The sequence below is a fragment of the Simiaoa sunii genome, from assembly GCF_014337175.1.
GTDB classification, from domain to species: Bacteria; Bacillota; Clostridia; order Lachnospirales; family Lachnospiraceae; genus Acetatifactor; species Acetatifactor intestinalis.
This window is the reverse complement of the sequence record NZ_CP060633.1, coordinates 310215-324122: the sequence shown is the minus strand read 5'-3', so window position 1 is coordinate 324122 and position 13908 is coordinate 310215. Positions and strand designations below refer to the sequence as shown.

Sequence of the window (13908 nt, the reverse complement as noted above, 5' to 3'; positions counted from 1 at the left end):
TAGACCGACATGATAATACATCTGCCGCTGTGCTGACCAGAGTATGGTTCACAGGATTTCAGCGGATGATCTTGCCCAGGAACTGCTTTACGCGTTCGTTGGAAGGATTCTCGAAAAAGTGATCCGGAGTTCCCTCTTCTATGATCTGTCCATCTGCCATGAATACCACGCGGTCCGCTACCTGTCTGGCAAATCCCATCTCGTGGGTGACCACTACCATGGTGATGTTTTCTTTTGCCAGCTTGATCATGACATCCAATACTTCCTGGATCGTCTCGGGATCCAGTGCGGATGTGGGTTCATCGAATAGTATGATCTTTGTCTGTGCACACAGGGCTCTCGCTATGGCTATCCTCTGCTGCTGTCCTCCGGACAGTGTGGTGGGATATACATGTGCCTTGTCCCGCAGACCTACTACATCGAGATAATGATATGCCAGATCCTCCGCTTCCTTTTTGCTCTTGTGATGAAGCTTCATGGGAGCTATGGTCAGATTCTTAAGCACCGTCATGTGCGGATACAGATTGAACTGCTGGAACACCATGGAGATGGACTCCCGGATGATCTTGGTCTTATTCGCATGCGTCAGCTTCTGTCCATCGATATAGACATGACCACTGGTAGGCTCCTCCAGGAAATTCATGCATCGCACGGTGGTGGATTTCCCAGAGCCGGAGGGTCCGATGATAACCAGCTTCTCGCCTTCTTTTACTTCCAGATTGACATTTTTCAGTACCTGGAGATCTCCGAAATTCTTACATACATTTTCCAGTCTGATCATTTTGCTCCTCCATTCTGTGTTCCGGGCAGGAACTTATGTAACAGAAAAAGGCGCTTTTACCGATTTGGTAAAAACGCCTTCGTTTTATGGGTTAAATCTTAAACAGTTTTGTGCGCTTTGTCAAGCTTTTATTTCATCAAATCTTTTAACACTTCTTTTGCTTTCTCCAGCTGGTTATCCACCGGGGTATCGCTGTTGTAGTAAGCATCCCCGTCAAACTCGCATTCCACATCCGGCTCAATACCGGTGCCGTGGATATTGCGGCCGTTGGGGGTATAATAGGCACTGATGGTGATCTTAATGGCGGAACCGTCGGTAAACGGCATGATCTGCTGTACGATTCCCTTGCCAAAGGTAGTGGTACCTACCAGGGTTCCGATGCCATAGTCCTGAATGGCTCCCGCCAGGATCTCGGAAGCGCTGGCACTGTTCATATCCACCAACACTACCAGCGGTACTTCGAGAGGAGTCTTGCCGTCGCAGGTATATTCTGTGCGCTTGCCCGCCTTGTCTTCGGTATATACGATCATTCCCTCCGGAAGCAGCTTTCTTGCGATCTGTACCACTGCATCCAGACTTCCGCCGGGGTTGCCCCGCAGATCCAGGATCAGTCCCTTCATATCGGATCCTTTTACGGTAGCCAATGCATCCGTGAACTGGTCTATGGTCACATCATCGAATTCCACGATCTGGATATATGCCATGTTGTCATCCAGCATCTCATATTTGACGGTGGGACTCTCCACCTTTGCTCTCTCTACCGTAACGTGCAGATAATCGCCCGCGCCCTGTCTGACAATCGTCAGATCTACCGTGGTGCCAGCTTCCCCGCGGATCATGCTCACGGATTCCGTCAGCGTCTTGCCCGCAGTGGACACTCCATCCACTTCATAGATGATATCGTTGGCCCGCAGGTCCACATCCGCCGCCGGTGCGCCCTCGATGACACCGCTGATCTTCGGCAGATTCGTATCGGAATCCATGCTGACATAGGCTCCGATACCATAATAGATTCCCTGGGTCTGTTCTGTCAGTTCGTTCAGTTCCTCTGCGGTGTAATACTCGGAATACGGATCATCCAGAGCCTCCATCAGTCCGCGGTACATACCGTCCTCCAGCTGTTCATTGGTGACCTCGCTTAAGTAAAAGTTCTCTTTTACCGTGTCTTCCAGCAGTTGCAGCTTTTTGATCGTCTGGGCATTGACAGCAGAATCCTCGTCATAGGATACCTGCGCCGACACATCGTCCTTCACGGTAACGATACGATGGATCTGGAAAGCGATAAAGATGCCCCCCACCACGAGAAGAGTCGCAGCGAATCCTACGATAATGCCGCTGAGGAACAAACCCTTTCCGGCATTCCTTTGGGACTCCGTCACCGTTTCCAATTCCTTATTTTCTTCCATATATACTCTCCTTTATTTTCCAAGCTTTCGTTGCAACACGGCGCGTCTTTATCGCAACACGCATTTCTCCGTGCTTCGCACTCTCGAAATGCTGCATACATTCGCATTCCGGGCTATCGCCCTACTTGCTCATGTATGTTTGTTCTGCTAATCGCCATAGCGCTCTGCCCGCAAGCAGTCACGCGCTCTGCGATTGCAGAACTATTGCGACAGGTAATTCCAAGGTGAAGTATATGCTCCATCCTTACGAACACTGAAGTGCAGATGGTTGCCGGTGGAACGTCCGGTGGAGCCTACCGCCGCAATGGTCTCCCCTCTGACTACGATATCACCCCTGGACACATACAGTGCCGATGCGTGCATATAGATCGTATACAGGCCGCCGCCATGGTCGATCATGACGTAGTTCCCCATGGTATTGCTGTAGGTGGCTGCCACCACCTGGCCGTCGTAGGCTGCATAGATCGCTGTTCCTTTCGGTGCGGCGAAATCCACGCCATTATGGAACTGTTCAATTCCCAGGGTAGGGTGGATACGGTTGCCATAATCATCCGAAATTCTGGTATAGGATGCCAGCGGGAATTTGAATACACCACCGTCATAGGTCAGCACCGTACCGCTGGCCTCCAGGATCCTCTTTTTCTCTGCTGCGATCGCCGCCTCCAGTGCTGCGATCTCTGCATCCTGATCGGCGATGGATTGTTTATACTCCTTGATCGCCTGTTCTTTGTTGGAAATATCGCTCTCATAGGCGGTGATATCCCGGCTCTTCTGGTCGATCAGGGCCTCCATATTGGCCTGCTCCTGCTCCACCCCGGCCTTAGCTTCATCCAGGATCTGTTTCTCCGCTTCCAGTTCTTCCTTACACAGTGCAATGTATTTACGGTTCTCCATGAATTCTTTCCATTGCTGGCGGTCATATGCCATGACCAGATCCATGAAATCCGCCCGGTTCAAGAAATCACTGAAGCTCTCCGCCTTTAACATCATATCCAGGATATAGGAATCTCCTTTTTCATACATGACACGGATACGACGGATCATGGCATCCTTCTGCGCATCCTCTTTGGCCTGCGCCGCATCCAGTTCCTCCTGTGTCTGTGTGATCTCTTCCTCTTTGGCTGTGATCTGGCTCTTTAGGTCTGCAATATTCTGTTCGATCTCGCTCAGATTCTGATCCAGCTGTGCAACGTAACTTTTCAGATTACTTTTCTTGGTTTCCAGATCTTTCTTGATCTGTTCCAGGTTGCTCAGGTTGCTCTTCATCGTTTCGCGTTCTTTTTGTGCCTGATTGATCTGATCCTGTTTCTCCCGGATGCTGTCTGACGTAATGGAAGACATGCTGGTAGCCTGCGCGGGAAGACCGCTGCCGCATACCGGGACCGCCAGCACCAGGCAAAGTGCCAGAAGGATTCCTTTTTTATTCTTATTCATTTAACTCCCATCCGTATCACTTGTTTGCGGGTTTTTAGAACCCGGGTACTGCCATGCAGATACCCGGGAATGACTACTTCATTATACGTGTAGATGTTTTCTGACGGTAGATATGCTTCCCAGGAAACCGATGCCCACACCGACTCCCAGAGATACCGGGATCAGGAAATGGAACACTTCATCTACCGACAGGAAATTCAGGAAACCACTGAGTACCATGAATCTTTCCACGATATAATTCAGTGCGTAATTATACAGAGAATAGATCAGTCCCAGCGGAACGGCAGCTCCGATCAGTCCGATGAGCATGCCTTCCAGTACGAAAGGTGCACGCACGAAAAAGTCCGTGGCACCGATATATTTCATGATATTGATCTCTTCCGACCGCACGGAGATACCGATTGCTACGGTATTGCTGATCAGGAAGATGCTGACAGCCAGCAGGATCACAATAATACCCATGGACACATAAGCGATCAGCAGATTCAGTCCGCTCAGGGTATTGGCCGTCATCTCGGAATAATTGACCTTACGCACCTGCGGAATGGACTGCAGCCAGGTCACCAGTGCATCCTGCATGGACACATCGCTCAGGAAAATCTCATAGCTGTCTTCTCCCGCCAGCGGATTCTCCGGGAAACCTTCCGCATAATCCTCGCCGAAATAGTCCGGTCCGAAGGTAGCCCATGCCTCGTCTGCGGATTTGAACTGTACGTCGGATACCTCAGCACGCTTGGCGATGTCCTGTCCGATCTCTTCTATCTGCTGTTCGGAAGGAATCTGTCCCTCTGTATGACTCTCACAGCCATCCCATTCACTATGGAAAAATACGGTCACAGACACGCCTTCCTCCGCTGTCTTCAGGATGTTCTGGAAGTTAGCCACGATGGAGTAGAACAGGCCAAACAGAAACAGGCATGCCGATATGGTCGCAATAGATGCCAGGGAATACCATTTATTTCGGAAAATATTGGCAAATCCCTGCTTGATCGTATATAACAGTGTACTAATCTTCATCAATATACCCACCCTTCTCTTCGTCGCTGATGATCACGCCTTTTTTCATGGTGATCACTCGTTTCTGCATGGCATTGACGATTTCGCGGTTATGGGTTACCACGACTACCGTGGTGCCGCTTTCATTGATCTCCTCTAACAGCTTCATGATCTCCCAGGAATTATTGGGATCCAGATTACCTGTGGGCTCATCCGCCAAAAGTATGGAAGGATTGTTCACCAGCGCACGGGCCAGTGCCACGCGCTGCTGCTCACCTCCGGAGAGCTGTTTGGTCTTGGCTTTGTATTTGCCTGCCAGCCCTACCGTAGCCAGGATTGCAGGAACATTTCTGCGGATCTCGCTGACAGGAGTCTCCACGATACGCTGTGCAAATGCTACATTTTCATAAACATTACGGTCATTCAGCAGTCGGAAATCCTGGAACACCACGCCCAGGTTACGACGGAATCGGGGGATCTGTCTGTGCTTTAATTTCGCCAGATCATTTCCCATAACATAAACACTGCCGCTGGTCGATGTAAGCTCCCGCAGCAGTAATTTGATCAACGTCGATTTACCGGATCCGCTGTCACCTACGATAAATACAAATTCCCCTCTTCCGATGCTCAGCGTTACGCCGTTGAGTGCCGGAGAGCCGGTGGAATAGGACTTGCTTACATTGTCCAGGAAGATAATGCCATTTTCCTCTATGATCCGTTCTCTCTTCAGCCTTTGTGCTTCTTTGTTTGCCATTTGCTATCTTGCCTTTCTACTGCCTTGTCATCATATTTCACCATATTGATTTCTTGCATAGCCTCATTCGCAAAATCGCTCCTACGGAGCTTTTCTTTTGCTCATTGAGGCTTTCTCGCCAAAGAAATAACGTCAAATGTTCTTACGAATGCAAGCATTCGACGCTCATTTTCCGTTATTTCATGGCTCTGCAAGAAATCAATACTCATAAGTTTCCATGTACTTCATATATTTTACAACCATCAGCGCGATCTTGAAGGTGATGGCGTCTTCGAATACGCGCAGATCCAGTCCGGTACTCTTCTGGAGTTTATCCAGACGGTATACCAGTGTATTTCTGTGGATGAACAGCTGTCTGGAGGTCTCGGACACATTCAGGCTGTTCTCGAAAAATTTATAGATCGTGGTCAGTGTCTCTTCATCGAAATCATCTGGGCTTTTGCCGCCGAAGATCTCACGAATGAACATCTTGCACAGCGGAATGGGCAGCTGATAGATCAGTCGGCCGATTCCCAGCTCACTGTACGCGATAATATCTCTCTCATCGAAGAAGATCTTGCCTACATCCAGCGCCATCTTGGCTTCCTTGTAGGAACGGCTGACTTCCTTGATCTCATGCACGATAGTTCCGTATGCGATCCGGACGTCCCGGATGCCTTCCTTCAGAAGAGTGGTCTCCAGCGCTCTGGCTGCCTTCTCGATCTCTTTTCCGGTATCGGTCTCTGAGAACTCCTTCACCACGATCACGTTGCTCTCGTCCACTGCCGTGATGAAATCCTTGCTGTTGGAACCGAAATGGGTTCTGGCGATCTCCAGGACGTTATTATCCTTGCCGCCTGCGGATTCCACGATCATAACCACCCTGGGAACATCTGTCTGGATATGAAGCTTCTTGGAACGACTGTAAATATCCACCAGCAGCAGATTGTCCAACAGCAGGTTCTTAATGAAGTTATCCTTATCAAATCTTTCTTTATAAGCTACCAGCAGATTCTGGATCTGGAAAGCAACCATTTTGCCGATCATATAGACATCTTCACCGGTACCGCCGGCTACGAGAATATACTCCAGCTGCTGTTCGTCATAGATCTTGAAATACTGGTATCCCTGGATCTCCTGAGAATCAGCCGGTGATGCTGCGAATTCCACCGCAGGCTTAGAACAGTTCCCCATATCCATGGTGGCCGCTACTTCCTTGCCATCCACATCCATGACGCACAGTTCGACTCTGGCGATTCCTTTCAGTCCTTCAATGGTGTTCTGTAAAATCTGATTTGATATCATCTTCTGCTCCTTCAGTCCCCAACTATAATTCTCTTTCGCTGTTACCCCGGAAAAATGATACGAGAGCGTATCCCTCATATCATACATAATACAAATTTACAAAAAAACTGGTAAAATTGCAATAGTTTTTTATGCACTTTTTAGTAAAAATGCTATTTTATTTTCAAATAAGCGTAAAAAAAGAGTTCGGAAAACTAATATTCCGAACCCTTTTCGTCTTGACGTTTATTATATTACAGTCGTAAGTCTATATTGGCACCCAGCTCCGGTGTCACGCTGCGCTCCATGGCTGCGGAATCGATCATCTGTACCAGTCCCTGGCCCAGAGCTTCGTTCGTATCCATTGCCTTGCCCAGCATTGCTGTTCCCACTTTATTCTGTAAGTTGGTAGATGCCATTGCCATTGATAATCCTGCGATATCCATTGGACCACCTCCTTGTCTGCACCCTTCGGGTAATGTTATTGTATCACTTTCCGTCAACGATTACAACGTCAGATTCTGCGGATATTTTTCTCCGTGATCTGAATTTTGCCTTCCTTCAGCAGGTGTCCCACGGCACGTTTGAACTCGTTCTTGCTCATGCCGGTCTCATGGGTAATGACCTCCGGTGCTGCCTTATCGTTAAAAGGTAGGGAGCCTTCATAGCTGTCCAGCAATTTTTCGATCTTCTCCGCATCCTTCTGGATCTGCAGATATGCCTTTTCCCGGATGCTCAGTGTGAGTTTACCGTCTTCCAATACCTTTACAACGCGGGCGGTCACCTGTTCTCCGATCTTCGGCGGCTCTGTGGCACCAAAGAGTTCTTTTTTCGGGATGAGTGCGGAGAAGCAGTCATCCACCGCTACGAATGCACCGAAATTTTTGCTGATCTCATAGATTCTTCCTGTCACCATGTCATCTTTTTTATAAGGGCTGTCTGTGCGCAGCTGTTCGTAGACATTCATGGTCGCGCAGAGTCTGCCGCTTTTGTCGATATAAAGGGAAGCCAGCACCTGATCTCCGGCTTTTACTTTTCGCGTCTGCTGTTTGAAGGGCAGGAACAGATCCTTCTCCAGCCCCCAGTCCAGGAAAGCTCCGACTTTGCCGATCTGCACTACCGTCAGCAGTGCCACCTGTCCCATGATTAATTTGGGAGTTCTGGTCGTGGCGATCAGGCGGTCGCTGGAATCCCGATACAGGAATACCTCCACCTCATCTCCCACGTTTGCTCCGGCAGGGACCTGTTTGGCCGGCAGGAGCACTTTGTCTTCCGGTGCTTCCTTCGTTGCCAGATAGACTCCGAATTCTACTTTTTTCACAATTACCAGCGTCTGTTTTTCGCCTAATTTCAGTTCCACGGTTTCTCCTGTTCTGTCTGTTTCACAGCTTTTGCTCAGTTATCGGTTTCTTTTCCTTCTGCTATTATCACTACTATCGTAGAAATTCTACAGATACATAGAGTCTGCCTTCCTCATCCTGCAGGCAGATGATATATCCGGTCTCTGTCTGCACTACATAAGGATGCAGCACATCATCCAGAAATGCCTGTTTTTTATATTCCACACGCATCTGACGGATCACAAAATCATCCGGCAGATATTCCATGGCAATATTCACATATTGCCCGTTATTCACGTGATGGTTGGTATCGAGATGATGTTTTTTCACCACGATAGGTTCCAGCAGCTGTCCACCCTCCGGTACGGTGATCTTACGGGGGGCATAGTCCATGTCCAGCTTTTCGTCGATCCCATAGCCTCTGCGCATATCTTCATTTACCATCACCGGCTTGCCCGTGGCGACGTCCAGAAGGCTCCATAGGGAGTTAGCCTTCGCGATATATTCACCCTTTTCATCCAGCATGGCAAAATTACGGTATCCCAGAAATGCTTTTAGTTCATAGGGCAGGGTCACGATCCTGACTTTTTCCCCTAATTGCGGATAACGGTTCACAACGATCTGCCAGGCAGAAAGCACCCAGACCTGACCGATCTCCTTCATATAGCCGATTCCAAGCCCCACATCTTCCGAATGGAAGGTGGAACAATCCTGAAAATAGTTCAGCAGGGCATTCAGCGTCAGTCTCCCTTCGCTGTCTGTCTCACTGTAACGTATTCTGCTGTCAAATGCATACATGTATCTTATCTCCTTTGTCTGCTCCCCACTGTCAGCCCCTGCGGAATGTTTTTACAGGGACAACGGAGAGATTCCCAACAGCATCTGCACGATCTCCGGGAACATCTGCAGAAGGATCATCACGATCCAGAAAATGCAATAGCAGAGCATTCCGGGATTGCAGATGACTGTTTTAAATCTCTGTCCCTTGGGGATCTGTCCCGGATCCAATGCAAATCTTTTACGGAAGACAATAAACAATACAATTCCGGTGATCACAACTGCCAGAATAAACAATACATAGACCATATAGCCGATCCATCCCGGCAGATACGCCATCATGAAATCCATGACCGCCTGCGCATCCCCACCGTTCATAACGATCTCCTGGTATTCGTCCAAATGAATTGCCTTCAATAACAGTACACTGACTACCGCCCCCATAAAATTAATGCACATGTGTAAGCCGATGGTGATCTTCAGGTTACCGGTCTTCACATACAGAAATGCCAGGAACATTCCTAGCAGCATTGCATACGCGAACTGGTTCAGGTTGCCATGGAACAGTCCGAACATCAGACCGGACAGGATAATCGCCACTCCCTGACCGTATTTTAGGGTGCGATCCACGATCAGCTTGCGGAAAATATATTCTTCCAGGATCGGTGCGCAGATCACCATATAGAGAAAGGTAACGATCATGTTGGACTCTGTGGCGTAGGCCATAAGGGCATTATCTACTTCCGAGCCCTTCAGTGCGCCGACTACCGTAGTGATCAGCGTTCCCACCAGGTTGCCGCAATACATCAATGCATAGCACATGATCAACGCCACAACGAACTGCCCGGGGGTTATGCTTTTCTTCACAGGTGCTTCCCCCGGCATCTGTTTTACCAGCGCGATCAATACCGGCATGCCGATCAGATACAACGGTAGGACAGCAAGGATCAGGTTGATGGTCGTATTCTCCAGCCACTCCGGTTTTACCATTCCCACAACACCCACGACTGCTATCTGTACCGCATAGATGATCAATGTTCCGATCAGGAACCTTAAGCCCAGACCGGAAAAATTCTTCTTCATACTTTTTTCGTCCATTTTCTTTTCTCTCCCTCATGTCATAGAAAAAGCTGTGCACCGCAAGGATACACAGCCCCTTATTTTTCTGCTGCGGTCTATTCCCCAAGACCACTCTCTACAGCTTCTACCAAAGTCTTCAGCGCTTCTGCCTCATCCTCGCCTTCGCATACGAATTCAATCTCATCTCCGCACTTAACACACGCTCCCAATACGCTCAGTACACTCTTGGCGTTGGCTGTGTTCTCACGGAATTTGAAAGTGATCAGAGACTTGAACTGCATTGCCTCCTTGCACAGAATTCCGGCGGGACGCAAGTGCAGGCCCGTAGGATTCTTGATTACAACTTTCTGACTTACCATATCATAAACCCTCCAATATCTATATTAATATGCATTATTTCTTCTAACATTCTTATGAATTTACATACCCATTACATACGAATTACATTCTTATCATAGCATGAATGTAATGCATTCACAAGAACTTTTCCAAGACATCTTTCGTATTCTGTCTGTTTAGAACATGATATCCTGGATCAGGCTGGCAAGTCTCTGTGCTTCCTCCTGGATCACCTGCTGATCTTTTCCTTCGATCATAACTCTTACCAGAGGCTCTGTTCCGGAAGGACGGATCAGGACACGGCCTTCTCCGGCGAACTTCTCCTCCAATTTCTGAATGGCATCTGCAATCTCGGGATATTCCATGTACTTTTCTTTTTTATGGTTGGCTACCTTGGCATTTACCAGTGCCTGGGGCAGTACTTCCATGATCTGTGCCAGCTCGGACAGCGGTTTTCCGGTCTCCACCATTACCTGTAACAGATGCAGTGCGCTGAGCAGTCCGTCACCGGTGGTATTCTCATCCAGGAAAATGATGTGTCCGGACTGTTCTCCGCCGAGACTTGCACCAATTTCCTTCATGCGTTCCAATACATAACGGTCGCCTACCTTGGTCTTCTCCATGGTGATGCCGTTCTTCTCAGCCATCAGGAAGAATCCCAGATTACTCATTACGGTTGCTACGATGGTGTCCTTTTTCAGGGTTCCCTTGCTCTTCATAAAATTGCCGACGATTGCCATGATCTGGTCACCGTCTACGATCTTACCATTTTCATCTACAGCTAACAGTCTGTCTGCGTCACCGTCAAATGCCAGACCGACATTTGCCTTCTCATAGACTACTCTCGCCTGCAACTCTTCCATATGGGTAGATCCGCAGTTGGCATTGATATTGGTACCGTCCGGGTTGTTATGAATGGCTACCACGCTGCCGCCCAGTTCCTTCAGACATTCCACGGAAGTGTAGAAAGATGCGCCTTCCGCACAGTCCACTACGATCTTCAGTCCGGTCAGATCCACATTTACCGCTCTCATCGCATGGTTAATGTATTCTTCTCTGGCATCCGTGCGGTATTTGATCTTGCCGACGCCGGGTCCGATCGGGAACTTAATACCGGGCATATTGTTCCGGATCAGAGCCTCGATCTCATCCTCCATAGCATCCGGAAGCTTATAACCGTTGCCGTCGAAGAACTTGATTCCGTTAAATTCCACCGGATTGTGAGAGGCGGAGATCACAACTCCCGCATCTACTTTGTATTTTTTCGTCAGATAAGCCACTGCCGGGGTCGGGATCACTCCTACATAGATGCAGTTGGCACCTACCGAACAGGCTCCTGCCATCAGGGCATTTGCCAGCATATCTCCGGAAATTCTAGTATCGCAGCCTACCATGATGGTGGGTTTATGCTCATTTTCCTTAGTGAGCACATAAGCTCCGGCCTGACCTAACTGCATCGCTAGCAGGGGAGTCAGTTCCTCATTGGCAATACCACGTACACCGTCTGTTCCAAACATTCTAGCCATTGTAAAAGTCCTCTCATTCCGTCGCTCTTCACGACATATTGCTTTTTTATTTATTGATTATCAGTATCTGCATTTTTCAGGCGGATATGGATATTGATATCCGGGACCACCGTAATATCCTCTGCCAGATTAAAGGTTACCGGTATGGTATAGGTACCCGGTGTCAGTTCTTCCACACCGTTATCCTCCATCCATTGCGTCAGGTTCAAAATGCCCGTCACGCTGCTGTCGTGCAGTATGCTGACATCCCTGGACAATCCGGATACTGTAATATTGTATTCCTCTGCCGTGGAAGTGATCTCTGCTTCCATGCCGTCCGGTACTCCTGTGACAGAAATATTTTCTGCTGCTACCGTGAGATCCTTGCTGACGATCGGTTCAATGTAGACTGTAGCCGTGATCTTGCCATCAAAGCTCTTATCCGCCAGTCTGACATTCGCCGGCAGGTATTCCTTCAGGTTGATGATATCCACCAGATTATCAGACTGTCCCGTAATATTCATACGGTCCTCCGGCACGGTAATCGCTGAAATTCCCACCAGTGTGGATACGGTTCCCGCGATCCTGACTGTGGGTACGCTGCTCTCCACCTCTCCGGTAGCCATATAGCCATCCTCGGGTACACCCATGTATTCTATTTCTACTGGAACTTCCTTCGTTGCCAGTACTTCTACCGTCATATATGCGGAATCGACATTCTTCTTAACGCTTTCCAGCACCAGTTCGTTATCGTCCGCATCATACAGCTTGATGTCCACATTTGCCGACAGGCTGGTGGTGGAATCCGTCACATTGATATCCACCCCGGCATGATCCACTTGCGAAATAGCGGATTTCGGTCCAGTCACTTCGATATTTGTCTGATCCAGTGTCACATTCCCGATCATGTAACCGGAAGCCACATCGCCGATGGTATTGCTCTCCAGCTTGATCCATTTGCTGGTCTTATCTTCCACGTTCAGCCGCACGGAATCGTGATTCCCTTTGATCTCCACAGAATCATTACTGATATTCTCACAATAATAGGTGATCGCGATCGTATTGATATCTGTCAGCTTGCTCATATCCGCTTCCGCTACGATATCACTTCTGCGCAGCTCGGATTTCACGATGCTCTGCGGTCCGGTGACCGTCACACGGACCAGATTGCTGTTGTCCAGGACCTCGTATACTTTTCCTTCTTCATCCAGGAGTTCTGTATTGATCAGACGGACCTGGATATTGTTGAAGGTGACTGTATCCTTAGGGTCGTAAATCTGCGCCACCAGGAACCACAGTACAAAAGCGAGTAACAGAGAAGCAAGCTTCAGTCCCAGATTACGTGTCAATAATTTTTTCATTTTTTGTCTCGGCTCCTTCCCTTCCAGATTCGCAGATTCTTGTGTTCCTCTACGGGGTTGTTCAGGATCTTATGCATTCTGTCACGCAGGGAATCCGCATCGAGATTACGTTCCAGCTCACCTTCATAAGCCACACTGATCTTGCCGGTCTCCTCGGACACAATGATCGTCAGGGAATCCGTGATCTCTGAGATACCCACACCGGCCCGGTGTCTGGTTCCCAGCTCCTTGCTCAGTCCCAGATTGTCAGACAACGGCAGATAGCAGGTGGCGGATACCACTCTGTTCCCCTGTATGATCACCGCTCCGTCATGCAGCGGTGTATTATGTTCAAATATATTGATCAGCAGCTGGCTGGTAACAATACCGTCCACATCGATACCGGTTCTCTCGTAATCACGCAGAGATACCTTCTGTTCGATCACGATCAGGGCTCCCGTCCTTACCTTGCCCATCTCCACACAGGCTTTGGTGATCTCGTTGATCGTCTTCTCCGAGAATTCTTCATTCACGCGGTGGCTGTTGTCAAACGGCAGCACAGAGCTGATAATGTTTTTCTTGCCCAGCTCTTCCAATGCCTTCCTTAGCTCAGGCTGCAGCACCACGATCAATGCCGTCACCGCAAACCCCAACACATTCTGCGCCATCCACAGTATCGTTGTCATCCGAAAAAAATAAGCCAGCAGCAAAAAAGCAAGGATGACAATCAGACCCTTAAGCAATATCCATGCCCGGGTCGTCTTCATCCATACCAATGTATAATACAGTAATACCGCAATGATCAGGATCTCCGCCACATCGCCGAAATCCATGGTCGTACGGTAACTGCTGAAGTTTTTCGCATATTCTGCCAGCTTATCCCACAACTGCAT

At 48.8% G+C, this 13908-nt stretch carries 14 protein-coding genes; all 14 read right to left on the bottom strand.

Going from position 1 to position 13908, the window contains the following annotated elements; translation table 11 throughout:
* Positions 1 to 58: 58 nt before the first annotated feature.
* Positions 59 to 781, bottom strand: a complete 723-nt coding sequence (locus H9Q77_RS01565) for an amino acid ABC transporter ATP-binding protein (RefSeq protein WP_022154106.1) — start codon at positions 779 to 781, stop codon at positions 59 to 61.
* Between the two features lie 128 nt (positions 782 to 909).
* Positions 910 to 2187, bottom strand: coding sequence for a S41 family peptidase (locus tag H9Q77_RS01560; RefSeq protein ID WP_022154105.1), 1278 nt, complete (start codon positions 2185 to 2187; stop codon positions 910 to 912).
* 201 nt (positions 2188 to 2388) lie between these two features.
* Complete coding sequence (locus H9Q77_RS01555; RefSeq protein ID WP_022154104.1) at positions 2389 to 3621, bottom strand: murein hydrolase activator EnvC family protein; 1233 nt, start codon at positions 3619 to 3621, stop codon at positions 2389 to 2391.
* A gap of 81 nt (positions 3622 to 3702) precedes the next feature.
* Entirely contained in the window at positions 3703 to 4638 is a 936-nt protein-coding gene (gene ftsX, locus H9Q77_RS01550; protein ID WP_249326393.1) for a permease-like cell division protein FtsX, read from the bottom strand.
* Positions 4628 to 5314: a cell division ATP-binding protein FtsE gene (gene ftsE / locus H9Q77_RS01545; protein ID WP_118692460.1), complete on the bottom strand. Its 687-nt coding sequence runs from the start codon at positions 5312 to 5314 to the stop codon at positions 4628 to 4630. Before ftsE ends, ftsX begins: the two co-directional genes overlap by 11 nt.
* A 255-nt stretch (positions 5315 to 5569) precedes the next feature.
* A complete protein-coding gene (locus H9Q77_RS01540) occupies positions 5570 to 6655 on the bottom strand; it encodes a PucR family transcriptional regulator (protein ID WP_118547392.1) in 1086 nt (361 codons plus the stop codon).
* 233 nt (positions 6656 to 6888) lie between these two features.
* Positions 6889 to 7080 carry a YjfB family protein gene (locus tag H9Q77_RS01535; RefSeq protein WP_022154100.1) on the bottom strand — a complete coding sequence of 64 codons (192 nt, stop codon included), beginning with the start codon at positions 7078 to 7080 and terminating at the stop codon, positions 6889 to 6891.
* A gap of 68 nt (positions 7081 to 7148) precedes the next feature.
* On the bottom strand, positions 7149 to 7988 hold the full coding sequence (locus H9Q77_RS01530) for a CvfB family protein (protein WP_249327113.1): 840 nt from the start codon (positions 7986 to 7988) through the stop codon (positions 7149 to 7151).
* A gap of 79 nt (positions 7989 to 8067) precedes the next feature.
* Positions 8068 to 8772 (bottom strand): acyl-[acyl-carrier-protein] thioesterase, encoded by a 705-nt coding sequence (locus tag H9Q77_RS01525; RefSeq protein WP_249326392.1) that lies wholly within the window; start codon positions 8770 to 8772, stop codon positions 8068 to 8070.
* A gap of 51 nt (positions 8773 to 8823) precedes the next feature.
* Positions 8824 to 9849: a CPBP family intramembrane glutamic endopeptidase gene (locus H9Q77_RS01520; protein WP_249326391.1), complete on the bottom strand. Its 1026-nt coding sequence runs from the start codon at positions 9847 to 9849 to the stop codon at positions 8824 to 8826.
* A gap of 77 nt (positions 9850 to 9926) precedes the next feature.
* A complete protein-coding gene (locus H9Q77_RS01515) occupies positions 9927 to 10190 on the bottom strand; it encodes an HPr family phosphocarrier protein (protein WP_022154096.1) in 264 nt (87 codons plus the stop codon).
* Between the two features lie 156 nt (positions 10191 to 10346).
* Positions 10347 to 11696 carry a phosphoglucosamine mutase gene (gene glmM, locus H9Q77_RS01510; RefSeq protein ID WP_022154095.1) on the bottom strand — a complete coding sequence of 450 codons (1350 nt, stop codon included), beginning with the start codon at positions 11694 to 11696 and terminating at the stop codon, positions 10347 to 10349.
* Between the two features lie 50 nt (positions 11697 to 11746).
* Entirely contained in the window at positions 11747 to 13036 is a 1290-nt protein-coding gene (locus H9Q77_RS01505; protein ID WP_118692340.1) for a CdaR family protein, read from the bottom strand.
* Positions 13033 to 13908 (bottom strand): diadenylate cyclase CdaA, encoded by an 876-nt coding sequence (cdaA, locus tag H9Q77_RS01500; RefSeq protein WP_022154093.1) that lies wholly within the window; start codon positions 13906 to 13908, stop codon positions 13033 to 13035. Before cdaA ends, H9Q77_RS01505 begins: the two co-directional genes overlap by 4 nt.

Coding starts and splice junctions, on each gene's coding strand:
- H9Q77_RS01565 (WP_022154106.1), bottom strand. CDS start 781: ATGATCAGACTGGAAAATGTATGTAAGAATTTCGGAGATCTCCAGGTA.
- H9Q77_RS01560 (WP_022154105.1), bottom strand. CDS start 2,187: ATGGAAGAAAATAAGGAATTGGAAACGGTGACGGAGTCCCAAAGGAAT.
- H9Q77_RS01555 (WP_022154104.1), bottom strand. CDS start 3,621: ATGAATAAGAATAAAAAAGGAATCCTTCTGGCACTTTGCCTGGTGCTG.
- ftsX (WP_249326393.1), bottom strand. CDS start 4,638: ATGAAGATTAGTACACTGTTATATACGATCAAGCAGGGATTTGCCAAT.
- H9Q77_RS01540 (WP_118547392.1), bottom strand. CDS start 6,655: ATGATATCAAATCAGATTTTACAGAACACCATTGAAGGACTGAAAGGA.
- H9Q77_RS01535 (WP_022154100.1), bottom strand. CDS start 7,080: ATGGATATCGCAGGATTATCAATGGCAATGGCATCTACCAACTTACAG.
- H9Q77_RS01525 (WP_249326392.1), bottom strand. CDS start 8,772: ATGTATGCATTTGACAGCAGAATACGTTACAGTGAGACAGACAGCGAA.
- H9Q77_RS01520 (WP_249326391.1), bottom strand. CDS start 9,849: ATGGACGAAAAAAGTATGAAGAAGAATTTTTCCGGTCTGGGCTTAAGG.
- H9Q77_RS01515 (WP_022154096.1), bottom strand. CDS start 10,190: ATGGTAAGTCAGAAAGTTGTAATCAAGAATCCTACGGGCCTGCACTTG.
- glmM (WP_022154095.1), bottom strand. CDS start 11,696: ATGGCTAGAATGTTTGGAACAGACGGTGTACGTGGTATTGCCAATGAG.
- H9Q77_RS01505 (WP_118692340.1), bottom strand. CDS start 13,036: ATGAAAAAATTATTGACACGTAATCTGGGACTGAAGCTTGCTTCTCTG.
- cdaA (WP_022154093.1), bottom strand. CDS start 13,908: ATGCAGTTGTGGGATAAGCTGGCAGAATATGCGAAAAACTTCAGCAGT.